The 25,523-nt window shown below is 56.2% G+C and carries 15 protein-coding genes; 4 read left to right on the top strand and 11 right to left on the bottom strand.

The window, feature by feature from the left end:
• Positions 1–52 precede the first annotated feature (52 nt).
• The 4 genes from J9777_RS00125 to J9777_RS00110 form a co-directional block, all read right to left on the bottom strand.
• A complete protein-coding gene (locus J9777_RS00125) occupies positions 53–3,571 on the bottom strand; it encodes a TonB-dependent receptor (protein WP_209346798.1) in 3,519 nt (1,172 codons plus the stop codon).
• Positions 3,572–3,828: 257 nt separating this feature from the next.
• Positions 3,829–4,746: an isopenicillin N synthase family oxygenase gene (locus J9777_RS00120; protein ID WP_209346797.1), complete on the bottom strand. Its 918-nt coding sequence runs from the start codon at positions 4,744–4,746 to the stop codon at positions 3,829–3,831.
• Between the two features lie 52 nt (positions 4,747–4,798).
• Positions 4,799–5,668, bottom strand: coding sequence for a hypothetical protein (locus J9777_RS00115; protein WP_209346796.1), 870 nt, complete (start codon positions 5,666–5,668; stop codon positions 4,799–4,801).
• Between the two features lie 12 nt (positions 5,669–5,680).
• Positions 5,681–7,024 carry a nucleoside transporter C-terminal domain-containing protein gene (locus J9777_RS00110; RefSeq protein ID WP_209346795.1) on the bottom strand — a complete coding sequence of 448 codons (1,344 nt, stop codon included), beginning with the start codon at positions 7,022–7,024 and terminating at the stop codon, positions 5,681–5,683.
• 232 nt (positions 7,025–7,256) lie between these two features.
• Between J9777_RS00110 and J9777_RS00105 the strand changes: the two genes are divergently transcribed.
• A complete protein-coding gene (locus tag J9777_RS00105; RefSeq protein WP_245228568.1) occupies positions 7,257–7,880 on the top strand; it encodes a queuosine precursor transporter in 624 nt (207 codons plus the stop codon).
• On the opposite strand, the gene J9777_RS00100 is transcribed toward J9777_RS00105, so the two are convergent.
• The 3 genes from J9777_RS00100 to J9777_RS00090 all read right to left on the bottom strand — a co-directional run bounded on the left by J9777_RS00100 (position 7,877) and on the right by J9777_RS00090 (position 12,072).
• Entirely contained in the window at positions 7,877–9,811 is a 1,935-nt protein-coding gene (locus tag J9777_RS00100; protein ID WP_245228450.1) for a beta-galactosidase, read from the bottom strand. The genes J9777_RS00105 and J9777_RS00100 overlap by 4 nt on opposite strands.
• Positions 9,812–10,915: 1,104 nt before the next feature.
• Positions 10,916–11,743, bottom strand: coding sequence for an ImmA/IrrE family metallo-endopeptidase (locus J9777_RS00095; protein WP_209346793.1), 828 nt, complete (start codon positions 11,741–11,743; stop codon positions 10,916–10,918).
• The gene (locus J9777_RS00090) at positions 11,740–12,072 is read right to left on the bottom strand and encodes a helix-turn-helix transcriptional regulator (protein ID WP_209346792.1); all 333 of its coding nucleotides are present in this window, start codon (positions 12,070–12,072) and stop codon (positions 11,740–11,742) included. Before J9777_RS00090 ends, J9777_RS00095 begins: the two co-directional genes overlap by 4 nt.
• A gap of 104 nt (positions 12,073–12,176) precedes the next feature.
• On the opposite strand from J9777_RS00090, the gene J9777_RS00085 reads away from it, so the two are divergent.
• From J9777_RS00085 to J9777_RS00075, 3 genes are read left to right on the top strand one after another with little or no spacing between them, the layout of a single operon-like run.
• Positions 12,177–13,505 (top strand): DNA methyltransferase, encoded by a 1,329-nt coding sequence (locus tag J9777_RS00085; RefSeq protein WP_209346791.1) that lies wholly within the window; start codon positions 12,177–12,179, stop codon positions 13,503–13,505.
• Entirely contained in the window at positions 13,505–14,281 is a 777-nt protein-coding gene (locus J9777_RS00080; protein WP_209346790.1) for a DUF5681 domain-containing protein, read from the top strand. The genes J9777_RS00085 and J9777_RS00080 overlap by 1 nt, the downstream gene beginning before the upstream one ends.
• Entirely contained in the window at positions 14,278–15,216 is a 939-nt protein-coding gene (locus J9777_RS00075) for a hypothetical protein (protein ID WP_209346789.1), read from the top strand. The genes J9777_RS00080 and J9777_RS00075 overlap by 4 nt, the downstream gene beginning before the upstream one ends.
• A 162-nt stretch (positions 15,217–15,378) precedes the next feature.
• On the opposite strand, the gene J9777_RS00070 is transcribed toward J9777_RS00075, so the two are convergent.
• The 4 genes from J9777_RS00070 to J9777_RS00055 form a co-directional block, all read right to left on the bottom strand.
• On the bottom strand, positions 15,379–17,718 hold the full coding sequence (locus J9777_RS00070) for a serine/threonine-protein kinase (protein ID WP_209346788.1): 2,340 nt from the start codon (positions 17,716–17,718) through the stop codon (positions 15,379–15,381).
• A 1-nt stretch (position 17,719) separates the two neighbouring features.
• A complete protein-coding gene (locus J9777_RS00065) occupies positions 17,720–18,238 on the bottom strand; it encodes an ECF-type sigma factor (protein WP_209346787.1) in 519 nt (172 codons plus the stop codon).
• Positions 18,239–18,337: 99 nt separating this feature from the next.
• The gene (locus J9777_RS00060) at positions 18,338–18,514 is read right to left on the bottom strand and encodes a hypothetical protein (RefSeq protein WP_209346786.1); all 177 of its coding nucleotides are present in this window, start codon (positions 18,512–18,514) and stop codon (positions 18,338–18,340) included.
• 28 nt (positions 18,515–18,542) lie between these two features.
• Positions 18,543–25,184: an autotransporter outer membrane beta-barrel domain-containing protein gene (locus J9777_RS00055; protein ID WP_209346785.1), complete on the bottom strand. Its 6,642-nt coding sequence runs from the start codon at positions 25,182–25,184 to the stop codon at positions 18,543–18,545.
• Positions 25,185–25,523: the final 339 nt, after the last annotated feature.

Raw genomic sequence — 25,523 nt, 5'->3', positions numbered from 1 at the left:
CGGCGGCTCCCATTAAGGAGCCGCCGCTTCTGTTTCGGTAGTGATCTACGAATTAGAATTCGTAACGAACACCAACCTGAATACGCCAGATCGACGAAGTCGTGCCGATGTTGAATTGATCATCAGGGTTGAAACCGCTGATCGCATAGCGACCCTGGCTATCAACGCCGCCAACCGAAATCGTGCTGCCTGGATTGTCAGGATCGTCCACGCGAACGCCGGTATCAACCAGATCGACGAAGTCACCGCGAGTACGGCGAATGTTGGCGCCGTCATCGATGAAGTTCAGGAAGTTGTCGAAGTCCGCGAACAGTTCGATCCGATCGTCAGCTACGCCAGTCAGCTTACCGATGAACGGCAGTTCTTGGCTGAAGCGCAGATCCAAATCGTATGTCCAAGGATTACGGCATGTGTTCCGCGTAATCGAAGCACCAGCCGTGAATTCACAACCCGATGCAGCGACATAGCTTGTCAGCGAGTTAACCGCTGCGTCCTGAGCGGCTTGCAGTGCCGCGATTTGCGTGGCCGAGAAGCCTTGACCGCTGAAGTCAGTCAGGTTTGCATCGCCCGGACCCGTTGGGACATAGACCAGAGCGTTGTCGTTACCCGAAGAGCTGTCGTTGAAGACGCCACCACCGTCGAAGGTGAAGCTGTAAGGCCGACCTTCGCTGGCCCGGAAGAAGATACCGAGGTTGGTGGAGTAGTCGTCGAAGAACTCTTCACGGAAGCTAACAGCCGCTGTGATGTTGTGACGGGTTTCGTTATTCGATGTCGAAATCGCAGGATTCTGACGATCAAACGCTGCAGTCACATCGAAGCTTGATGTAGCCGTCGACGAACCATTGTTCCGGTTGTTGTTCGAGTTGGTGAACGCATAACCGAAGCGCATGAACACGCTACCGCCGTCAGTGAAGATACCACCATCGAAGTTCTTCGACAGCAAGAACGAAGCAACGTGACTGTCATAGCTTGGGCCATTGGTCAGCTGGATTTCATCATCACGACGTGTGCTGAAACATGCCGCAGTGACGTTGGTGTATGTCGGCGGTGTGCCGCCAGTACCTGCCAGTGTTGCATTACAGCCGTTCGCTGTCGGATCGATTGCGGCATAGATCGGACGACCGTCAACGGTGAAACCGTTATTGGTGCGAATGTCCGGAGTTTGCGACAGATCGACGAAGTTCAGCGTGTTGTTGAAGCGGCTATAGATATAATCGAGGTTCAAACGCCAGTCGCTGAAGAAGCCGGTATCAGTGCCCAGATTCGATGCAAAGCCAAGGTTTGCACGAGTAACCGTTGGAACTTTGAAGTTCGGATCGGTTGACTGTGTATCAGCCAGACCAGCAGCGGCCTGACCCGAAGCAGCAGTAATCGCACAGGCTGGAATGCCGGTGAACTGGCCACCGTTCAGAACACTGAAGTTACCGTTTGCATCCTGAAGACCAGCACATGGTCCGTCGAACGTATCGCCTTCACCGGTCGAGAAACCGTTGTTGGAAAACGCGTTCGAGAAATACACGACCGGATCACCACCAGAGAAGATGCCAACACCACCAGTTAGGCGCGAGTTGCTGAGGAAACCGGAGTTATCAAACTCATAGGTTGCCGACAGACGTGGCAGCAGAATTGGGTCGAGGCGACCGAAACCGTTGCGATTGGTGAAACCGTAACGGCTAAAGAAGGTCGGGTTAGCGCGCGGTGCGTCACCGGCGAACCACTGGACACGAAGGCCTGCGGTAATACCCAGTTGATCCGTCGCCTGCCATTCGTCCTGAGCGTAAACCGAATAGATCTGACGCTTGAAGGTAGCCGATGCTTCGTTGATGTCGCCCGTTGGTGTGGCACGGATAGTAGCACCACCCAGACCGCCATTTACCAGATCGTCAGCACCAGCGAAGACGCTGGAGAAGCCGCCCGATGCAACAATGCCGTTCTCGAAATCATCGAGGTTACGGAAGAAGATTGTGCCGGTTGCGTTGATCGCAAACAGGTTGAACACGTCGAGCGAGTTGATCTCTGCGCCAATCTTCAGTTGGTGAGCACCGCCGTCATAGTTCATTTGGAACTTGGCTTGGTCAACTTGGCTGATCAGCGCGTTGGCCGAACGGAAGATGCCAGGGCCAGTGCTGAGGCGGCCGTTCTGACCGTTAGGGATCAGGCCGTTCGTTTCGTTGTCGAGACCAACAGTCAAGCGAACAGTCGGAGCACCCGATTGCGCTTCGCCGAAGCCAACTGGGCCCTGAACGTCAGAAACGTCAGCACGGCTGAGGCGCAGTTCGGTCGAAACCTTGTCGCTCCAGTTCGAATACAAACGAACCGAGTAATAGTCTGACACGGTACCTTCGTCTTCGAAGCTGTTCAGACCAGTCAGTTCCTGGCCGCCAGTGTCGCTCTCGACATTGGTTTCTTCAAGACGCTGATACGTCGCTTCCAAACGGTGATCGTCATTGATGTACGCATCGAGACGACCGAAGTAGCGAACCGAAGATTCAGGCAGTGTGATCGGGTAACCGCCAACATCCTGACCGTAAACGCGGTTGGCAATGTCAGCAAAACGATCGAACTGAGCTTGGGTCACGAAGTTCGCTTCGTTGGCGAAACCGCCGCCGAATGGGCCGAACTCGTTGGCATTGCCAAGATCGGTTTCTTCGTAACCAAGCTGGAAGAACAAGCGATCAGGAATGATCGGTCCGCCAAGGGTAGCACCCCAACGCTTTTCTTCGAATGGCGATACAACATCTGCAACACCGTCCAGCGAATCGCCGCGAAGGTCGTCGCTACGGAACGTATAGAAAGCGCTACCGTGGAACTTGTTAGTACCCGACTTGGTAACAACGTTGACCAAACAGCCAGTGAAGTCCGAATATTCGACGTCGAATGGTGCGAATTCAACCGAAGTCTCGCGAACTACATCGAATGGCAGTGGCAGAGCGTTACGCGCTGCGAACGGAGTGCCATTCAGGCCGAAAACGTCGGCTTGGACGATACCGTCAACGGTGAAAGTGTTCGAACGGTCGTTACCGCCAAGGCACGAAATCCGGTCAACTTCGTTGGCGCGGTCAAGGCTCACGCGCGGGTCAAGTCGGATAACGTCACGAACGTCACGGCTAAGGCTTGGGAAGGTCTCGAGTGTTTCGGTGCTGAATGCCGAACCCGGGCCAACTGCGAGCTGCTGCACATTGGCGCGCTCACCAGTAACCACGATGACACTGTCATCACCAGTCGATGGCGAAAGTTGGAAGGTGTAATCGCTGTTACCCGAAACGGTGACGAACTGACCCTCAACGCTTTGGCCTTCGTAGCCAGCCGCGGTTGCCGTGATGGTGTATGGACCACCAGGGACCAGCGACGATACGCGGAAAGTACCGTTTGTGTCCGAAGATAGCGTACGGGTCTGGCCGGTACGCGTGTCGGTAACAACAACTGTTGCACCTGAAAGCGGAACACCGTCAGCGTCGGTTACTTGGCCTTCAACGCCCGAAGTAATCTGCTGAGCCGAAGCCGGAGCGGCCACCATGGCCGTTGCGGAGAGGCTGACAACACTGGCAGCCAAGAGATATTTGAGTTTCATGAGAGACAGTCCCTATTTGACGATCTGAACGTGACGAAAAGCGGCAGTAACGTATTCAATATGCGCCCGTTAGAAGCGATACATTACGCGCAAAAGAGTTTTTATGACCGGATCATGACGGGTGCACAGATTCTTATGCACAGGCTGTTAGCTGTACGTTAAATCATTGTTTTTATGAGTATTTATCATGTTGCTGCATTGCAACACGAGTCAACTAATCTGATTCCATTTGTAACCAGTGGCAATTTTAGACCGAATCAGGCGAGATTGATCTCTCGGAGTCGCTGCAACAGGAAGTCGTGACTCGAAATTGGTTCAGGCGAGTCGTCGTCTGCGCATGACGGTAGCGTTTCGATCACATAATCGGGCCGGAAATGCAGAAAGAACGGCATCGAATAGCGTGCGCGATAGGCTGCATCGCCTTTCGGATTCACCACACGGTGCGTTGTCGACACCAGCCGGCCATTGGTTAGCCGGTCGAGCATATCGCCGATATTGACGACCAGCGCTCCCTCTGGCGGATCAATCGCCAGCCATTCGCCATCAGCCTTGAGCAGTTCCAGCCCGGCTTCCTCTGCACCCAGCAGCAGAGTTATAGTGTTGATGTCACCATGTGCGGCCGCGCGAATTGCGCCTTCGGCCTCTGCGCCCTCCAATGGAGGATACCGCAACAAGCGCATCACCGAGTTGCCATCTTTAACCGTTGCGTCGAAGAACCCCTCTTCAAGCCCGAGGCCCAGAGCAACTGCGCGCAGCACGCGCCCGCCAGCTTCTTCAAAAGCGGCATAGAGCGTTTCGAACGTCTCTCGAAAGCCATCGACTTCGCTGGGCCAGATATTGGGCGCCATGAATTCGGACAGTTCATGTCCCTCGGGCAAATCGCGCCCGACATGCCAGAATTCTTTCAGATCATGGACCTTCGCGTCCTTGGCTTTCTCCGTCCCGAACGGCGTGTAACCGCGCGCACCGCCGCCATCTTTCAGGATGTACGCCCGCTTCACATCTTCGGGTAGAGCGAAGAACACCTTGGACATCTTCTCGGCGCGTGCGATCAGATCGGCGGAGATACCGTGGTCGCGGATCACCGCGAAACCATACTCGGCAAAGCTGGAACGTAGCTCCTCTGCAACTTCGGACAGCGGGCGAGCAATCGAAACGGATGCAATGTCAGTCATGTTGTCTTTCTAGCGCGATATGGCCGCGCCGCGCAATAAACCCGCTTTTGGGTTAGTCAATCGCAGCCGGCGCAGAGGCCGTGATTGGCCCTAGTGCGAAGGCACCGTCATATCTTCCGGGGTAGAGACGATCATCAAGATAGAGGCCGCGCTCGAGCACTTCCCGCGATGCGACTTCACTATATGCTCTGCAATCAATCATCTCGTCGGTGACGGGCTTGCTCGGATCGATTTCCAGCCCTTCGCGCAATTGGCAGCTCCAACTCTCGCCTCCCGCGGTATTCATCCGCAAGCTGATCACCTGCTCTTTTCGATCAAGCAGCATGGCCATGGGCCGGATCGCATGAGATCCAACCGTAGTCGGAGACTTTTGCGCATGCAGACCGCCGACGAGCACGACAACGTGCCGATAGGCGCGCATTTGGGCCGCTTCGCGGATATTCGCGGCCTGCGCGGCCTCATGCGATTCCTGACCTGGCAGCTCTGCAAAGGCAGCACGCTGAGCATCATTCTTGGCGCCGTTAAATGCAACGATATCGATTGCGCGACCTGACGATTTGAGAACGTGCAGTCTCTCAAGCATAGACAGCATAGCGCCGCTTGCGACACCATCTTGCCTCTGACCCCATTCAGGGATTTCCGCGAATAGGGCTTCACGAAACTCACCGGGCGACGCCGCCCAAGCGCGCTGGAAGCCATCATCGGTTGCAGCAGAAAACTCGATGGCAAGAAGCACTGGACCCTGTTCGGCGACCGCACACACATATTCTGCCACCGCGTCCGGCGCTTCGGCAGAACCGTGCGCTTCACCAAAAATCAGATATTTGCCGTGCGCCTCGTTCGCGACGTCTTCCCAGGCCGGCAGCGGCTCACATGGTGCCGGAGCGGTAGCAAGAGACAGAGCCATCACCAAAGCAGACACTGGACGATCTCCTCAAAGCGGAAGAAATAGCCCCGCCAGAGCGGCACTCATGAGATTGGCCAGCGAGCCTGCCGCCAAAGCGCGCAGACCCAGCTTGGCAATGACCGGACGTTGGTTGGGCGCGAGACCGCCCGTCACCGCCATCTGGATCGCAATCGAGCTGAAATTGGCAAAGCCGCACAGCGCAAAAGTGACAATCGCACGGCTGCGATCCCCAAGCACTTCCGGCCCCATTGCGCCAAGATTGATGAACGCAACGAACTCGTTGAGCACGATTTTTGTGCCGAACAATCCGCCTGCGATCTGGCTTTGCTCCCAAGGAACGCCCAGCAGGAACATCACCGGAGCAAAGACATAGCCGATCAATTGCTGGAAGCTGACATCGGGGTAACCGAACCATCCACCGACACCGCCGAGAATGCCGTTTGCCAGCGCAACCAGCGCCACAAACACCATCACCATCGCACCAACGGCGACTGCGAGCTTAACGCCGGTCTGCGTGCCTTGCGCCGCAGCCTCGATCACATTGGCGGGACGGTGCCCCTCCTCGAATGTTTCGGCCACTTCGACTTCATGTGGCTTGCCGCCCTCGACCAATGCGCCTGGTCCTTCTGCGCTGATCCGCGCATCGGGCAATTCAATTTTCTCCGGCTCCACACCGGCCAACTCAGCCGCGTCACGCGCGAGTTCGCTCTCATCATCAGGCATAATGATCTTTGCCATCAGGATGCCGCCCGGCGCCGACATAAAGGCCGCAGCGAGCAGGAACGGCACTGCATCCGATCCGATGAAGCTGGCATAAGCTGCCAGAATCGTCCCCGCGACACCGGCCATGCCTACAGCCATCAGCGTGAACAACTTGCTAGGCGTCAAAGCGGCTAGATAGGGACGCACGACGAGCGGGCTTTCCGACTGCCCAACAAAGATATTGGCTGCGCTACCCAGTGCCTCGACCTTGCTGATCCCGGTGATCCAGCCAATCGCGCCGCCAACCCAGCGGACCAGCCGCTGCATGATGCCCCAGTGATAAAGGATCGACACAATCGCCGCGAAGAACACAATCACCGGCAGCGCTGCGATAACAAAAGTGTTAGTGAACGGGTTGTCATCCATGCTGCCGAACACCGCCTCGATGCCGACTTTGGAATAGTCGAGCAAAGCAATCACACCGTCCGAAAGGAACGAGATAGCCTGCACGCCCCACGGAGTGCGCAATACGAGCAATGCCATCAGCGCCTGCAATGCGAATGCGGCACCGACAACGCGCAATTTGATACGCCGCTTACCGGTCGACAGCAGGAACGCGATGCCAAGGATTGCGGCGATGCCTAGCAGGCTAGTCAGGATCGGGTGCATAGTCTCTTTCGCTATTTCATCGGGACCCCTCGCCCGAATCTTCGGGTGAAGCCTTCGCCTTTTGCGACGCGTCAGTCAAACCATCTACCCACAGGCGATCCGTCACAGGTGGCTTCCCTTTTTACGCTGCAGCCAATAATCACCGATCATGACTGATACAGCCACGACCCCGCCCAGAACTTCGACCAGCACTTCGACCAGCACTTCGCCTATCACTCGTGCGCTATTGTTTATGCTGCTGCTTTACGGCGGCATGACCGTGGTTGCGGGCGTATTGGCCTATAAGCAGGTCCAGCTCTGGCCCAGCGACCTGGCGGTTGAGGCAGGAATCTTCGCGTTCCTGATTCTGGTGGTGATCTCAAGCACTGTTGCGCAGCTCTACGGAGACAAACTGGCCAACCGGATCGTGTGGTGGGGCTTTATTCCGCTGGGCGTTTCATCGGCCCTTATGACACTGGTACTGGCGCTGCCCGCGTCGCCCGAGATGGTCCAGTTCAGACCGGAAGACCTGTCTGCGTTCGAACAGGTGCACTCGCAGTTGTGGCGCGTCTGGCTTGCCGGACCGGCGGCCTATCTGGTCTCGTTGCTGCTTAACATCTGGATATTCTCCAAACTGAGAGGCAATGGCCAGAACGGCACAATCAGCCTGATGATCCGCGGGGCGATTGCATCCGCACTGAGCCAAGCGATCGACTCGGTGATCTTCATTACGCTCGCATTCTACGGCGAGTTCGAGATCAAGGATCTTCTGATCGGCCAAATGTTGGCGAAAGTAGTGTTGTCGCTGGTGCTGGTTCCATTCCTGATCACCGGCTTCGTACAATTTGCGCGTTGGCTCGACCGCGAAGAGGCCTAGTCCCGGGCGAAGACCGCAAGTTCGGCAGGCGATAGGCTTCGCTCGCCAATCACTGGCTCGCCGCTCAATGTGTTGGGCACTGAGCGCGCTTCATTGCGATAGTTGAACACGAAGGTGAACTTACCCGATTTTCGCATCCGCGTACCCTCTGGAAGCGCGATCCTTGCCAAGCCAGCATCGTCCGCTGCCCGAGCAGTGATTTCGCCGATCACATCGCCTTCGGGCCACGTCGCACAGTAGCGGACGTTGCCTTGCTTCCAGCATGCGACAGTTCCATCCGCCGCGACTAACTCAGCCTCGGCATCGGTTTCGAGATGATCAAGCCAACGGCGCACAGCCCAACCATCGCCTTGGTGTTCGGTGCCCGCGCGCAGACTTTCGCTGCGGGTTACCTTTCCCTCGAACAGTGCCTGCAGTTTACCCGGAGCAAGGTTGGGCGGGATCGTGAGATCGTCAGTCTTGCTACCACTGCGCGGGCCGATGATGATCTGGTCATCGAATGCTTTCAATTTCTCAACCAGCTCATCTGACACAATCGGCTCGCAAGGCAGCACCACCAGCGCATAGCCGTCGAGCGATGCCGCCGGCGGGACGATGTCGACATTCAGCCCCTGCGCTCGCAGTGCAGTATAAGTATGAAACGCCGCCCATAGCGCGGACAGACCTTCGCCCTGTGGCTGCGTAGCGGTCACCCATTCAGAGGTGTAGCTGAGCACCAGCGCGACTTCTTTGACCGGCGAGCCGATATCGCCAAGCTGTTCAATCTCGGGCGCAACCTGCTGCGCTTCCTCTAATCCGGGCGCGGCCTCGCTATCGGGCCGCAGCAATCCAGCATGCATTTGCTCCTGAGCAAACGGCGCTTGCCGCCAGCGGAAATAGCTGACCAGTTCAGCCCCGTGCGCCATCGCTTCCAGCGTCCACAAGCGGACCATACCGGGTAGCGGCGCGGGATTGTTGCGCGCCCAGTTTACCGGTCCGGGCTGCTGCTCGATCACAGCCCAGCGGCCATCCTTGCCGCAACCGCGATAGAGATCGTGGTGGAACGCCGCGATGTCGGGATGCCCCTGTCGGACGTAAGCCAGCTTGTCCGCCTCGCTAAACTTGAATGTCTCAAGGAACCCGAGTGGGTAGCTATCCCACATCACCACATCGAGCTGCTCGCCCAGATCGTGATGATCATAGTCGGGATAGAAACCCATCGCGTTGTGCATTACATCGCGGCCCGGAGAGAGTTCGCGGATAATCTCGACTTGGGCTTTGTCGAAGCTGATGACCTGATCTGAGGAGAATCTGCGGAACGCCAGCCAATGCGAAGGGTTGGCTTCGGTCACGGTCAAGTTCGGTAGCTCGATTGCGTCGAAGCTGCGATACTCCATGCTCCAAAAAACATTGCCCCACGCTGCGTTGAGTGCCTCCACCGATCCGTAGCGATCCGCCAGCCACACCTGAAATGCGTCACGCGCGCTATCCGAGAAGCTATGGACACTATCGTGGCATCCATACTCATTATCGGTTTGCCACATGACTATTGCGGGATGCTCGCCATAGCGCTCTGCCATGGCCTGGGTAATACGCGCAGCTTCTGCGCGATATCCCGAGTGGCTGAAACAATAGTGCCGCCGTGATCCGAAACCGCGCACCTTCCCCTCTGCATCAACCGCAAACATATCGGGCATCCGGTCGCACAGCCATTTGGGCGGTGTCGCAGTCGGTGTGCCAAGGATAACACCGAGACCTGCTGCATGCAGAACCTCTATCGCATCGTCCAACCAACCCCATTCAAAGCGGCCCGGTTCAGGCTCGATCCGGCTCCACGCAAATTCGCCAATCCGAACCCGCGACAGACCAGCCTCGACCATGCGGCGCGCGTCATCTGGCCACATATCCCGCGGCCAGTGTTCCGGATAATAGCATGTTCCCAAACGCATCATCCGCGCCTCCTGCACTGGAAGCGATAGGTTTGTCACGTGTTTCGATATGTATCCCAAACGTGCCTATAGATAGCAGCTGTGCAGGCCGCACCGATTCATACTGGTGAAGCGGTGTTTGCTGGGGCACCATTCTCCAATGGCAAAGGCAAAGGGCGCCCACATGATCGGCCCCGGCATCATCGGCATGTCGCAGAACCTTGCTGACCGAGCGCCGCGAAACATTCGGCTCGCGCAGCAACGCCAATCGAACACTTCATCGGAACAAAAAATAGCCCATCGATCTTATGCGAGCTTCTCTGCTCTTCGGAGGACCACCATGCACATACGCTGGATCGAATAATCGTTACAAAAATTGGTCGCGCGATTTCATTCTGCCGAAATTCGATCTTAGCCCTAGGCTCAGAGGCCGCATGGCATGGCTTGGTATATAATCGCAGTCCGCTTTCAGCAGAAGTGTTTGACGCACTCCGTAGCCCGTGGCTCGCTATCCCGCGCGGCGAGGCCAATTGGCCAATGAGTTCAGAGAGGTTTTCAGGACGATTGACGGCGAAGGTCGTGGCGAAGCTTCATGGGCACTAGCAAGCTCACTAGAGGGCAACGACAATTGGACGGCTTTCGTCAGGCCGTTCATCAAACAAGCACGGCCAAAGCAGCTTCGATTCAAGAGCGAAGAGGCAACCTGCGGCTTTCTGCACATTGTCGAGAAATCTGGTGATCAGATAATCTAGGGAAAGCTTGGCTGAAAAAGGTGTTACCCTTTCGAATCAAAGGGCCGCGATACCTATTTTCTAGCTGCACCCGCGACGTGCACCAGTCTTTATCGCTAAGTCATTGAAAAGGTGGTGAATGGCGCAGTCGCGACCTAACCAGTCTCCCGGTCAATTTCCCTGTTTAACAGGGAATTTACAGGGAAATTGGTGTTTTTCGGCGTTGCTGACCACTAAACCAACCCCTGTAAGCCGCAGAAATGCGCGGGTTTGCACTCAATTTCCCTGCCGAAATAACAGGGAATTTGGCGTCATCGAACAGGGAATGGAATTGAGCTTAACAGGGAACGCCAACTCGCTTTCAGGGAAGCTTTACGCAAGAAATTAAACGGGCAAATCAGTCCTCGTCTAACTCTGCCTGGAGCAAGGTCATTGCGTAACCGTTCTGCTGACCGAAAACCTGCTCACTCAATACGAGAACCTGTGAAGCGTTACGTTCATCGAACCAGATATCCGGTTCTATTTCCTCAATGGCTGAATAGACGCCCGGCGCTTCGTTGTGCTCCTCCGCTATCGACCCGCTAGGAAGGGACTGACCTTTGCGGACGTTGATCCAAGGAAAATCTTCACTTCTGTAAAAGCGCTGGACTTCGCTATTGCGCGAAATCACCACAGCAACCGGTTCACGGTGCGCATCAACCCATGCCCGAGCCATAGCTTCTTTGCTCACACCAAGGTCCTTCGCAGTCGAAACTAGGCTTTCAAGTGATGAACCAGACTGGCCAATCACTTTTCGCACACGGCTTGGCGGCATAAGCAATTTCGCCGCAAATCGGTTCGCTTCAGCCTCGATACGCCGCCGCCGGTTTTGATCCTTCGCATCTAAAAGATGGAAATCGCTAAGCGAGCATTCAAACGGGTGATCGGGATGCGGCCGGTGACTAGGTATGAGAAAATGACCAAGCTCGTGTGCAATTGAAAACCTGCGCCGTTCCGGACGCCGGCCTTTGGCTAGTACGATACTGCCACTAGCCTTCAGCTCGTCCATGATAAGCGCTGCTTCAAAGCCGCCCGTATCAATTTCAGTGATCGCTTCGATGTCGAACCTGTTGCACAGCCTTTCGAGCGGAACCACATCAGGCATATCTAGAACCAGCTCGTGAATTCTGGCCGCCAAGGCATTGGGCGATCCAATGCAGTCAAGATCGAGGCGACTTATCGTCAATCTGGGTCCTTCTTACTCTTCTGATTGAGTTGCTCCATCAATCCGCGAATAATATCACGGTCACGCGGCTCAAGCTTTTTCAGATCACGGAACATGGCAACCATCTCCGGCTCATGATCTTCGGCATCCGGGTTTTCGCCGACGAGATCGGCAATAGGGACGCGGAACAACTCAGCAAATTTAAGAACCAGCTCCATCGATGGATTGTCAGCCTGGCCTTTTTCTAGATTCCAAACGTGCGCTTTCGAAATGCCGACTTTGTCAGCAACTTGCTGGAGGGACAGGCCCTTTGCCATTCGCAATTGGGCGAGGCGTTTTGCAAAGCTCATGATAGGTCCGTTCACTGTGGAATTACGCCATCATATAGGTTGGGTTGATTTTTGCAAGCGTTCACTCTAGTTATACGACTTCGGTCAATGATACGGGGCGCAACATGTCTTCACAACAACTGGTCGAGCAGGAAGTCACTGCTCTCAAACCCTGTTCGCGAAACGCGCGGACCCATTCAAAGAAGCAGATCAAACAGATCGCGTCGTCAATTGAGCGGTTTGGGTTTACCAATCCTGTTCTCGTTTCTGACTCCGGTGGAATTATCGCAGGTCATGGCCGGGTCGAAGCGGCAAAACTGATCGGCATGAAAACAGTGCCAACGTTGGCGCTGTCCCACCTAAGCGAAGTCGAACGCCGCGCTTATGTGCTCGCTGACAACAAGCTTGCTCTAAATGCTGGCTGGGACCGCGATATCCTCGCAATTGAGTTTCAGGGATTGATAGACTTAGATTTCGATTTGGAGATCACCGGGTTCAGTCTGGCCGAAATCGACTTCACGCTTGATGAGGCCAGCGAGGCCAGTCCCGATGGTACGGATGCCGCCGAGGATGAAATTCCGGAGCCGTCCGGCGAGCCTGTCGCGCGCATGGGAGATCTCTGGCAACTTGGACGCCACCGCTTACTGTGCGGGGACACTCGTAATGCGGCCACCTTGGATCTGCTTATGGGTGACGAGAAGGCGGATCTAGTGTTCACCGATCCGCCCTACAACGTCGCCATCGACGGCAATGTCTGCGGACTTGGCTCGGTCAAGCACCGTGAGTTTGCATTTGCCAGTGGCGAAATGAGCCGCCCCCAATTCGTAACATTCCTAAACGATACTCTCGGTAACATTGCACGGGTAATGCGCGACGGTGCCATTGCCTATGTCTGTATGGACTGGCGCCATATGTCTGAAATGGTCGAGGCCGGAGAAGCTAGTTTCACCGAACTCAAAAACCTTGTCGTCTGGAACAAAACCAATGGCGGCATGGGTGCGTTTTACCGCTCCAAACACGAGCTCGTATTTGTGTTCAAGCAAGGGACCGCGCCGCATACTAACAGCTTCGGCCTTGGCGAGACTGGCCGCTACCGAACCAATGTCTGGGACTACGCGGGGATCAGTTTGATCGGCGCAAACCGATCCGAAGATCTGGCAATGCATCCAACTGTAAAGCCTGTAGCGCTGATCGCCGACGCGATCCGCGACTGCTCTCGGCGTGGAGAGATTGTGCTCGATGGCTTTGGCGGCTCCGGCAGCACGCTCATCGCAGCTGAGAAAACGGGCCGCCGTGCCCGCATGATTGAATACGACCCGCTTTACTGCGACACGATTATTCGCCGTTGGCAAGGATACACCGGCAAGCACGCATTGCTTACCGGCTCTGATGACAAATTTACTGACGTTGCCGATCAACGCTTACAGATCGAACTGGGTGAGGCAGCCGCTTGATGAGCGATGTGAAGGACCAGTATTCTGTCGGTTATGGCAAGCCGCCGACTAAAACCAGATTCAAGAAAGGGAGCTCGGGTAACCCGAATGGCCGTCCGAAGGGAGCACGCAATAGGATACCTCGCGGCTTTGGCCTAGATGCCTCTGCGCAACCCGCCAACCAGATGCTGCTCGAAGAAGCCTACCGGACGATTACCGTGCGGGAAGGCGAAGAACTTGTTGAGCTACCCGTAATCAAAGCAGTTTTTCGTTCGCTTGGCGTTTCGGCTATGAAGGGCAATCGTCTCGCTCAGGCTACGATGGCTGAACTCGTTCGAGAGATCGAAGAGGAGGAGCGAGCCGTAAGAACGAGCCTGTTTGATACCGCCTGCGAGTATAAATTTGGCTGGGAGCGAGCAATAGAAGACGCCCGCAAGAACGGCCGACCTGAGCCCACACCCCTTCCCCACCCGGCTGACGTCATAGTTAATCTTGCTAGCGCGACGGTCACTTATGCGGGACCGATCACTCACGAAGAGAAAGCTCGTTGGGATCGAATGCTCGAATACCGCGCGGAATTGCAAGCCGAAGTATCGTTGCTGGCTAGCGGATACAAACGTCTGAAGGGGGCTAAGCCTCCAATTCCAATTGCTTCAACGCTGGCAGAAGACTGGAAACGCACAACCGATTGGTATGATGAGCTCAATGAGCCACTGCCTATCAGGTACCGCCGCCCGTTAGATGACAGATTTGACCCCAGCATTCTCGTTACCCCCTGCGAAAAGGCAGACAAATGACACGTAAAAGAGCACAGCTTTCGAAAGCAATTCAGCGCGATCTGGAACGCATCGATGGAACCCGCATTGTCGTGGCCGCCGTGCTAACCATTACAAAGGACCAGGCTGCCAAATACGAGCTAGCTGGGCTAACATTAGACTCCGGAAAGCTCGCAGTAGCCGAGCCAGCTCCGCCGCCGCATGCATGTGGAATTTGGGCGAAGCGCAATCTGGATGGTTGGCAAGAGAAGCGAAAAGACCTTCCCAAAGAGATGCGTGATGTCTCATCTTGGGCACCAAACTGGAATGGAAGCGGGCATCATCTCGTCACCCGCTCCGTTGAAGCATGGCAAGTCGATCATCATCCTGCACGCATGCTTACGCTTTCAGCCACAATTCTTGAGCCGCTTAAAGATGGAGCGATCGTCCGTTTCCGGATCGACCAACCGCTAGATCGAACAGACGTCGACTTTGCAGAGAACCTTCAGTTCAATCTACGACTGTTGCGTGAAATTGTTGGCCGGTCTCAAGTTTACTGTGCGGATATGAGCGACGAAGAATTCGCCAACCTGCAAAGCGTGGACTGGGAGTTAATCCCACCCGGTTCCGCCGACCGCGTTATAGCCCAACTAGCGGAAAGTAAGGCGACGACAGCAGAGCAGCTCGAAGTAGCTTCCGAGAGGCTCCGAGTATTAGAAAGGCTCAGTCACAACGGCTTCATCGTCGGCCACGGAAAGTTTGCTCGATATTTTGGAGCTAGATTCGGCGATAAATTGCTGGTCTTGGAGAATTTGGAATACGGTAATGCCATGTATCTGTTCGAAGAGAACTGGGAAGAATTGACCAAGCTTAGAAGGACAGAACTTATCAAGCGCCGCGACCCCAAGGTTCATCGCTTACCACATCTACCTGGCTGGCAATCTGCGATCCGGGAGCTTCTTAGAGCTTCTAGGTGAATAATCGCTCCTGTTCGAACGGTATATTTCCCATGCCAAAGCAGCACCCATTAAACTGCGGTCGAAACTAGGACGTGCCTTTCCACTGGTGTCTGCTTTGCGCCCCAATATTGGACGTTAAAGTCTTCAAATCGGCTGCTGAGAAGCAGCCGTTTGAACATTTCAGTTACAGTTCCTGAGCCGATCTTCCATCGGCGCGACACGATAGCGCAGCGAGGTCATTGGCAGCTCGTATTGATCGGCATATCGGCGGAGGAGGGCAATGGACTGGTCTATCAACGCGCATGCCTCACCAATTTGGTCGTTTGCCCAGTAGGCTTCCGAGGCTTCCTGCAGGCGATTCGCGAAGTAGAGTGATGGCCGGGTACGCGGGCTTGTAATTTGTTCGCTTGCTCGCACCAACCTCAGGCCTTCCTCGATATATGCCTCCGCTTGTTCGCGCCGACCACTATGAGCGATCGTTTGCCCCCTCGCGATACTGATCGCGGCCAAACGGCGTTGGAGATCGTTATCGTCAGGATCGGTTCGATAGGCTGAAACAGCATGCCGATATGTTGGCACAATTACCTCTTCCGCCTCTCTCGACCTTCCCATCCTGAGGAGCGTTCGAGCCAGATTCATTGCAATGGTCGCTTCAAGCCGGTGATCTTCGGGTAGATTTGTTTCATTCGCCAATTCGCGCTGAGCGCGAAGCACATCCCTGAAGGGGGTAATCGCCGCGGCATCCCCGTCGAAAACGATGGCGAACCCGGCACCGATATTACGCAGGTCATTGAGTGCCCTGCGGACAGCCGGGGCGTTCCGTTGCGCTATCGTCGCGGCTTCGACCTTGGCAACACCTTCTAAAGCGGCCTCATACCCCTGTTCGATTTGGCCCAAGCAGCAAGCCAGCACGTCACCCAGATAGCGATAAGCGCGTGCAAGTTCCGCGAGCGCTTCTGAAGAGGGCGTTTCGATCTCTTCTAATAGCGAGCGTGCACGTTGGGCATGCGCCCGCGACTCTTTGAATTCAATGTAACCGAGCAGCTTGTCCCTCGCGAGACTGACATGGGTGCGCGCCAGAGAGAGCCTTACTTGATCAACTGGTTGCTCACGATAAAGGCCTTCTAGTATCTCTGCGGATTGCTCATACAGCGCTAAGCCCTCGGTCATTTCGCCGAGATTGCTGGTTCCAAGCGTACCGGTTGCGGCCGCAAGCCGATAGAAGCCCTGGCCTGCGGCTAGGCGTGACTCATATGATGCATCGGGATCGGCAGCCAGTGCTTCGAGATGGCTTTGTGCATTTTTGGCCAGCATCAATCGGGCCTGCGAATTGCCGGGCCGATTGCTAACTTCGTCAAAGACATCAAACATCATTGTGCCAGCGAGCGCGCGTGTATCCGCCAGATTTGCCTCGGCGTCGGCGCGTGCGAGCTCGGTCTGCCGATAGGCTTGCGTTACGAAGACTAGCGTTGCGAGAGTCGCAGTGACCACTACCGTGGCCGCCGCTGTGGCCAACCGTTGTCGTTGAACAAACTTCCGTGCGACATAAGTCGGACCAGCCGCGACCGCCGATATTGGACGCAAGTCTTTGTAGTTTCGCATATCTTCGACCAGCGCCGAAACAGAAGAATAGCGCGCCTGGACGTCGTTCGAGGCGGCCTTTTGCGCGATGGCAGTCAACTCATCAGGAGCGTCCTCGCCGATCAGCAGGCTGAGGAGCTTACCTAACCCGTAAACATCGGACAGAGTTGTCGCTTCTCCACCATCCTTCTGCTCGGGAGCTGCGAAACCCGGAGTCCACGCCGATCCCGTCGATGAAATTTCAACGCCATCGTCCGGCCGCGCAATACCGAAGTCGATCAATTTTACGGTCCTGCCATCAGCAATAAGGATATTGGGCGGAGTCAAATCGCGGTGAATTACCAAGCGCTGATGCGCCGCTTCAACTGCCCTGCAAATGCGCTCAAATACCGATAATCTGTCTTCTAGAGACGGGCTCGTATATTTGAGCCAGCCATCAAGCGGTGCTCCGTCGACAAACTCCATCACGAAGTAGGGGACACCATCCTCGGTCTCACCGCCATCAAAAAGCCGCGCGATGTTGGGATGGTTGAGATCGGCCAATATCTGTCGTTCGCGCCGGAAACGCTCAAGCATCTCGTCGGTAATCAATCGCCGTTTGATCAGCTTTATCGCAACGACAAGATCGAAATCGTCCGTTGCACGTTCGGCGAGATAGACATTGCCCATACCGCCCCGGCCTATCAGGCGCAGCACACGGTAACCGCCAATACGATCGGGGTCGTCATCCTCGTCCTCGCACTGCCCAGCACCACCGGTCATCAAACCGCCAACGCCTGAAGATTCTTTAGCCAATAGTTGGATAGCGCGTTCTTTTACAGAAGCGCTTAGTGTTTGGTGTTGACGCACATAGTCGCCGCGTTCGGCGGGCGGGTGGTCCAATGCGTCCTCTACCACCGCCAATGCCTCGCGTTCAATATCAGGATCAGGCCGATCCATGTCAGTTGCTTAGCCTGTCATGCAGCCAAATACGCGAGGCCTGCCAGCGCCGTTTTACCGTAGCCACAGAGATATCCAGCACGGTCGAGATATCGGTTAGCGACATTCCACCAAAGAACCGCATTTCGACAATATCGGCACGCTGCGGATCGATTGCTCGCAGCTCCTCTAGATGCATATCCAGCGCAAGCAATTCGACCGGCATCTGCCATTCGGCAATATTGGTCTGCAACGTGACTTGCGTGTGATAGCGTTTGTCAGCATTGCGGCGGCGGGCTTGGTCAACCAGGATTTGCCGCATAATGCGCGATGCAAGCGCCAGTATGTGTGCGCGGCTGTTGAATTCCATCTGCTTGAGGCGGGACAGCCTGATCATCGCTTCGTTAATCAGATCACCCGTGGACAGTGAAGAGCGCGATTCCTGCGACAATTTGGCAGCGGCAATGGCTACCAATTCGCGATGAATATCACGAATTACTGAATCCCCGGCAGTGGCATTGCCGGACTGCCATTCAGCCATGAGCGCGCTGTAATCCAAATGCCCCCCGAATCGATTGCTGCCCACAGAATAGCCACAGCCTGGTTGTTTCTCCAAGCACGACGAAAGAGTTGGAAATGCCTAAAGCAACTTCTGCTCGGCAAAGCTGAGCAAATCCTCGACCCGTTGCCCGATCAGCTCACGTTCCTTTAGCTTCTGCGTGAGCCAACGTGCACGGTCGGCTTCAGGTTGCTCCAATGCTTCCTCGAGAATTTGTAGCACCTCGCGTTCGGCGTACGGTTTCAGAGGGTCTTTCATCTAGCGCTCCGTATGGAATGCCGCGACTTCAGAAGCGCCAGCCTAGGACTACCGAACCATTCACTTCCTCAACATCGCCGCCGAACAGCGCATCAGCCTGTGCACCCAGCGTTAGTCCAGACCCAAGATCAATCTGCGCGGATGCGGATGTCAGCACACCCGATCCGTCAGTCACGGGGGCGAGGACGGTGAAAGGTGCATTTCCGCCATCGGCAAAAGCAAGCCTTGCACCGACCGAGTTTGAAGAGGCTTCAACATACTGGCCAGACAGGTCGAACACTGCTTTATCGCTTTGGAAATTGGCAAACAGGCCGGCACCGAAACGCGTCTGTCCATCGGAAGCTTGCGCAGAAGTCAAAGCCACGCTGCCTGCATTGGTCTCGTTGTCCAAAGCAAGATCGCTATTTGCGTGAATTACCGACGCAATTGGACCGACAGCCCAATCATCGCTCACCGCAACGCCATAGCGCGCTTCCCCTGCGAGCGAGAACGTGTCGATATCAGCATTGCCTAGCACAGTGCGGGTGAGCGCATTGACAGTCAGAGTGCGGATCACGTCCGCATCGGTTTCAGCGAAATCGAAGCCTGCGGTGACGGTAACACCCTGCCCTCCGCTGCCGTAACGGGCGTGGCCTGCTAGGTACCACGTGCTATATTCCGCCATGCTAAGCCGGTCCGGTACATCCAGATTGCCATCGCGCCAGCCGGTCGAAAGGCCGGCAGCCCATGTGTTATCCTCTCCGACATAGTCAATTCCGAAGTCGAACCCGAAATCGTCCTGACTTACCGCCGCACCGTTACCGTCGCCATCGGTTGAACCATCGGAGACAGCGAGCCCGCCCCAGATGCCCCAGCCGCTATTGGCGGCGCTGCGAGCGCGTGCAAGCGTTTCGCGCGAGCGGCGCAGACCGTCATTCCCAGCCTGTGCGAGTAGCGAGGCGTAGATTTCGCCGGAAGCCGTGTCGAAAGCGGTCAATGCCTGATCGATGCTGGCGAAAATCAGTTGCTCGATCACATCGTCCAGATCACCCGTCGCGGTCATCTCCAACGCGTCAAAACTTGCGCCAACAGCACGCTGGTTCGGCGTGAGGCCAAGCGAGGCGAACGGTACGACCGGGCCTTGGCGCCCGGCATTGAGGATCGCGCGGCTGCCTTCATAGGTCACGGACAGATCAAGGAACGGCAAGTCTGCATCAATAGTGCCGAATTCGCCGGTCAGCGTGCCTGCCGCATCGAGGATCAGGAACTGCGCCGAACGGTCGAAATCGCCTTCAGCGGTCAGCGAAGAGATCACCAAAGTCGCATCGTCAATCGTGATATTGCCATCAACCGTCACTCGGTCAGAGACGAAGAAGCCCGGTGCGCCCATATCGGCAGTCATCCCGTCGATATCGATCAGGAAGCGTGAATCCGACTCGAAGAACAGGTCACTGCCGATTGCGGTGGTTTGGAACGGCCCGACCTCGCCCGGTGCCAGATCGCCCTCTATAGTGATCGCATTGCCCGCGCCGAGCAGGATTGTGTCCAGCGAGTTGAACAGACCTCCTGTGCGGATGAAGATACTGTTCGCGCCAGCGCCCATGTCGATATTGCCGGTGAAAGTGCCGGAGCTATCGAACACGTCGTCGCCGCCGCCAAAGATCACATCGCCGTCGATCTCGCCAAGGTTGACGGCGGTTTGCCCGTCATCGACTTCCGCGAAGTTCATCGCAAAGCCATCAGCGGATGTGATGCTGCCGGTTTCGGCAATGCTGAAATCGTTTATCAGGCTGTCCGAAACAATGCCGTGAGATCCAGCGCCAGAAACGTCGATCGCGCCATCGACAGACACGGAGGTGAAACGGTTCGAGCCCGGATCAAGAAAGTTGGTATCTGAGTCCGCATCGCCCCAGCCGCTGCCGATCACAATTCCGTGTGCGCCATCGCCTGTGGTGGTGATGCTGCGGGTGAGCAGTGTGAGAGTGATAGAGGCGTTATCCGCGACATCGAAAGCGGGCAGATCGCCGATCTGAATACCGTGCGATCCAGTACCTTCGGTGCCGAGCGAGAGCGGCGCCCAAGTGATGCTGAGCTGAGGGCGCCCTGCGGTCGCATCATTGTCGATAAAACTGCCCTCAACACCGCCAAACAACATCCCGATAGCATTATCGCCCCGCGTTTGGATTGTGCTGTTGCCGGCCACGATGTCGACGATACCGTCCTCGAGATCGCCGGCAATGGTGGCATATTCCATCCCGTGCGAACGCGCGCCAGAGGTCGCAATCACATTGTCAGCAGTAAAGATCGTTGCATCGGTCACACCGCCATTGAACGCATCGACACCGATAAGGCCGTTCACAAGCGAACCGAAATAGATACCGCGACTGTCATCGCCTGCTGTTTCCAGGGTCAGGAAATCCATCGAAACCGTGTGCGATGCGCCATCGCGGCCAATAGCTGCCTGCGTTCCGATGCTGATGGCATCGCTATTCGCGCCAGCTGTTGTGACCGTGTTCTCGCTCATCGAAATGACGGTCGTCGAACGATCGCCAGCCAGCGTCGCAACATCGATCCCACGGCTGTTGTCGCCTAGCGTACTGATCGTGCTCCCATCGATATCGAAGGCGGAAACCGATGATGCCGCCGGACCGATGTCGCTGAAAACGCTGCCTTCGTTAAAGGTGACCGCCGTGCTGTTTGCGCCCTCGGTGCTGAAATCACTCGAAGAGATCACCAGCGAAGTTGCGTTTCCGCCACCCAGCGCTTCGGCGAAATAGGCGCGGCTGTTATCTCCGCCCGTCGCAAAACTGCTGTTCGTAATATTTGTAGTTATGACGCTGCCACTCAGCAGCGAACCGCCGAAAAAAGCATCGCTGTTCGCGCCGCCTGTCGCAATAGCAACGGCGTCCAGCGTAAATGACCCGAGACTAAATCCGCCTCCGTCTGCGCTGCCTGCAATCCGTTCGAAGACGAAGCCGCCAGCGTTGTCGCCCTCGGTTGTGATGCTGCTCTCGCCGAAGAAGAAGGTGTTTGCCGATTGACCGGTGGCCTGATCATTCTCGATCAGAATCCCTCCTGAACTGTCACCCTGGCTAGCCAGCGTGCCTCCGATCATCACAACAGTACCAACCATGGTGTCGTCTCGTCCGTTTATGCGGAAAAGCACGCTGTCATCGCCTTCGCTGGTCAATTCGGAGTCAGCGACGATGAAAGTGTAGTCGCTGGTGCCACCCACGTTTAGCCGCACCACATCGCTACCATTGCCTGTGGTACTGACCAACGTGTCGAGCAGCTCCAGACTTGTTGAGCTGGTACTGTCCATATTCAGCAGGATCGCCGCCGCAGCCGCACCTGTGGTCGAAATCTCGCTGCGGCTGATCGCGCCCGCGAATGTCGAGGCGCCTGGAGCATCGAAGCTGACCGCGCTCGATCCGTCGCCGGTGGTTGAAACGACGCTCGGATTGGCGAGATCGGTTGCGCGCAAGAACAGCACGCCGACGCTGTTCGCGACACCGCCACCCATCGCAATCGCATCACTGCCCGTGCCGCTGGTCATCGCGATGATATCGGTCAAATCGGCATAGAACCCGGTGCCATCGCCTGCGTTCACTTCGGTCACGCTGAATAGCGGGGCATTGTTGCCCATGCTGCTGAAGCTCGTGTCGCTGCCGACCAGCGCGATGGCTTCGCCTGCTGAAATCACCGCTGCACCATCGCTGCCTGTGCGCACAATAGCTCCATTGGAGGTGCCAAGCGCTAGCGGCGAAGCGCTGACAATCGCGCCGGCCCCGTTCACGGATTCCACGGTCGCGTTGTCGATTTCCATCAATTGGTTGAAAGGCGTGAAATCGAACGCGTCGACAGCGAACGGATCGGCACCCGCCTGACCGCCACCAACCGCTGACGTGGTCTGCGTGCCAGAGCTGTTGATGTAGGTTGTGATAAGGTTCATTGCCCGGTCCGCCAGCCGCGCCTTGGTGACTGTCGCCTCATCGGTGATCGCGTCGAGCAGTCCGGCATTGTTGGACGCTTCGAGCAGGTTAATCGCCACGCCAGCGCCTGTGCCGCTGGAGACGGTTGCGCCCTCGGCAACGCGGACGGCAGTTTGGTCCTGATTGGTTATGCGGATAGCATCGGAATTTAGGCCAGCGGCGATAATGTCTTTGGTCGCATCTATGACAACGGTCGAAAACGCCCCGCCTGCCGCGAAATTGTCACGATCACCCAACGTGACATTCTGCGCCCCGATGATCTCGATTCCGTGGGAGCTTTCGCCGTCCCCATCTAAGGCGAGCGGGCCAGTGTTGATCTCGACCCCACTGATGAGGATGCCGAAGTCCGAATTTGAGACTCCATTCATCTTGCTGTCGACAAAGATGCCAGTGGTTCGTTCGCCAATCGCGAAAACCCGAGAGTCCTTTATCGATATCGTTGTTGAGAAGTTGTCGATTGGGCCCAAATCAGCGGTTCCGACCGCAATGCCGCTGGAATCATCGCGCCGGGTGTCGAAGAGCGAATCCCCGCCAATGGTCAGGACTGCTGTAGAGCTTTCCTGTGCAAACTTGGCGATCTCCAGTGATGTCCCGTCGCTAAACCCGAAACCCGTATTCAGGATATTGACGTTTAACGCCGAATTCGCGCCTCCAAGCCCACCAATCATCAAAGAAGCAACATCGTCTCCGCCGCCGCTAAAGAGCGCCGAATTACTTATGTTGAAGGCCAGTGCGCTTCCTTCGCCAATTTCGGCGAGATCAATGTTAGCATTAAATGCGCCTCCACCGTCTTCAATTGAAACGCGGTCGAAACTGAATTCGGCCACACTTTGATCACCGAATTGCGAGACGAGAATGGCGGGAGTTCCGTCGCCCGCAACGCGCGAGATTAGATTGGTTGCCGTAAGCGAGATGTCCGTATTGTCCTGCAAATCGCCAAAAGAGACCACCCCAAGCGAGCCAAGAACCGTCATGTCGTCGAGGCTCACGGAGTAATCGGATCCTTCGGTTGCATCCGCGATACGCACAGCATAGCCACCAACAATTGGCATGGTACTTTCTGAAAGTATGTCTCCACCGCTAAACGCAAGATCAACGGTCTGCGCGCTTCCGGTGCTGCCAACTAAGACCGCGTCGCTACCATCCGGTGTAACCGTGATCGTGCCGGTGTTCGTCAGCATGACGTCGTCCGCCGCCGCAAAGATCGCAACGCCCGCGCCCATGGTGATATCGCCGCTATTGGTGATTGCCACGCTGCTGTCACCGTCGGCCATTGGGTCGGCATTGGGGTCTGCGTTGCCAAAGCTGGCGCTGATGCCGATGGAGCCGGGATTGGTTGTGCTGCTGAGGTCGATATTGCCCGAATTGTTGATCACCGCCTCAACATCATCATCGCGCGTAGCGAAGGCGGTGATGCCAAAGCCGTTCGGGGTATCGAGCGTGATGTCGCCCTCATTGGTGATGTCGAACACATAGTCGCCGTCCACAGGCGCGCCGAATGTCGTCGCGCCGAGCCCTCGCATCGTGTCGCCTCGGCCAGTGATTGTGCCACGGTTGGTGACAGTGAGGCTGCCTTCCTCGGCTTGATTGAGCGCAAAGATACCTGTCGAGGTTCCGCCCACTGCAGTCATGTCGATGGCGCTGTTGCTAAGGACATCGATGATGACATTTTCCCCAGCACCCTGCGCCAAAATGCCGAAGCTGCCGATGCCATTGGTCGAAATGGAGGTTTCGTCAGCGCTGGCGCTACCAGTGGTGATATTGAGCTGGGCAGGCAAACTCGCGTCAATCGATTGAACAAAGCCGACAATGCCGTGTGTCTGGGGACCAACCGCCGTGAGATTGCCGGTGTTCGAGACGGAAGATCCGCCTCTGGAATTAAACGCATTTCCGACCAATGCTCCGGCGATTCCGTTGAAATCCGTATCGAATGTGCCTGCACCCGTTTCGACCGAGATATCGCCAAGATCGTTCAGGATTCTGAAAGTGCCATTGTTGGCAACCGCAAGAATGCCTGCCGTGACTGTACTGCGCTCGCCGGTGCCATTGGATTGTGCGGTCAGATTGCCGCCCGGATTGGAAACTGCGGCGAATGTGTCACCACGCGCTTGTACGGCAATCGCACTGTCGCCTGTCGTGAAAGCGTCGACGTCGCCGCGATTGATAACCAGGACTTCTCCGCCCGCGTCCTGAGAGACAGCCTCAATCCCGAGCGCAAAGGAGCCATTCCCATCGGCGGTGATATCGGCTGCCGTTTCAAGGTTAATATTGAAGCCATTCTGCGCAATCGCGATGATACCCTGCGCAACACCGCCAATGTTCGGATCGTCGAACACATTGATGACGACGCCTTCCTCGATGCGGATATCGAGATCACGATCATCGGCAACCAATCCGACGCCGAAATATCCCGGAGGGGCAATCGGCACAGTCGTATCGCGGATAATGATCTCATCGTAATCAGGAGAGCCAGGAGATGCCGTCACGCCGTCCGAAAGATCGCCTTCGCAGATAGCAACCTGCTCGCCATCGATCACAACGATAGGGCATTCTGGGCTATTGCCAGGAACGACCTGCTGCGCGTGCGCCGCGCTTGATCCAAACACCAGCGCAGTCCCGAGCGCCGCCGCAGCTGTGCTAAGTTTCAGCGCGTTCCGGTAAGCCCCCGTTTGTTTGATCCAAAGTGCACGATCCAGCATCCGTCATTCTCCAGCTTGCAGGCCCGTGAAAAACGGTCCCTCAAGTAAGAAGGCGCAAAGCGAAGCGAAAACGGCTCAAAAAAATTTGGATGGTAGGGCGCAAGCGACTTCTGATGGGCAACCGACGATACGACGCCGGACCGAACTACGACCGAAACGGCGGGTTATCAGGAAACTTGGCCTTAGCGGAAGGCCGGAGCCGACGTTCAATCGCTGAGAGCGGACATTCCGCTTACGGCCCAATTCTTGACCTACGCTTTTGACCGGAATTTGGGGGTGGAAGCGGACGTCGACATCCTCTCAATCTTGGTTCGAGAATCTAATGTAGTTGGGTTTGGG

Source organism: Pontixanthobacter sp. CEM42, from assembly GCF_017812015.1.
GTDB lineage: Bacteria > Pseudomonadota > Alphaproteobacteria > Sphingomonadales > Sphingomonadaceae > Pontixanthobacter.
This window is presented reverse-complemented; position numbering and strand designations above follow the sequence as displayed.

Excerpts from the sequence above, each read along its gene's own strand:
- J9777_RS00075 (WP_209346789.1), top strand. The coding sequence starts at position 14,278 with ATGACACGTAAAAGAGCACAGCTTTCGAAAGCAATTCAGCGCGATCTG.
- J9777_RS00065 (WP_209346787.1), bottom strand. The coding sequence starts at position 18,238 with ATGGCTGAATGGCAGTCCGGCAATGCCACTGCCGGGGATTCAGTAATT.
- J9777_RS00105 (WP_245228568.1), top strand. The coding sequence starts at position 7,257 with ATGCTGCTGCTTTACGGCGGCATGACCGTGGTTGCGGGCGTATTGGCC.
- J9777_RS00085 (WP_209346791.1), top strand. The coding sequence starts at position 12,177 with ATGTCTTCACAACAACTGGTCGAGCAGGAAGTCACTGCTCTCAAACCC.
- J9777_RS00110 (WP_209346795.1), bottom strand. The coding sequence starts at position 7,024 with ATGCACCCGATCCTGACTAGCCTGCTAGGCATCGCCGCAATCCTTGGC.
- J9777_RS00080 (WP_209346790.1), top strand. The coding sequence starts at position 13,505 with ATGAGCGATGTGAAGGACCAGTATTCTGTCGGTTATGGCAAGCCGCCG.
- J9777_RS00090 (WP_209346792.1), bottom strand. The coding sequence starts at position 12,072 with ATGAGCTTTGCAAAACGCCTCGCCCAATTGCGAATGGCAAAGGGCCTG.
- J9777_RS00070 (WP_209346788.1), bottom strand. The coding sequence starts at position 17,718 with ATGGATCGGCCTGATCCTGATATTGAACGCGAGGCATTGGCGGTGGTA.
- J9777_RS00055 (WP_209346785.1), bottom strand. The coding sequence starts at position 25,184 with ATGCTGGATCGTGCACTTTGGATCAAACAAACGGGGGCTTACCGGAAC.
- J9777_RS00060 (WP_209346786.1), bottom strand. The coding sequence starts at position 18,514 with ATGAAAGACCCTCTGAAACCGTACGCCGAACGCGAGGTGCTACAAATT.
- J9777_RS00100 (WP_245228450.1), bottom strand. The coding sequence starts at position 9,811 with ATGATGCGTTTGGGAACATGCTATTATCCGGAACACTGGCCGCGGGAT.
- J9777_RS00125 (WP_209346798.1), bottom strand. The coding sequence starts at position 3,571 with ATGAAACTCAAATATCTCTTGGCTGCCAGTGTTGTCAGCCTCTCCGCA.
- J9777_RS00120 (WP_209346797.1), bottom strand. The coding sequence starts at position 4,746 with ATGACTGACATTGCATCCGTTTCGATTGCTCGCCCGCTGTCCGAAGTT.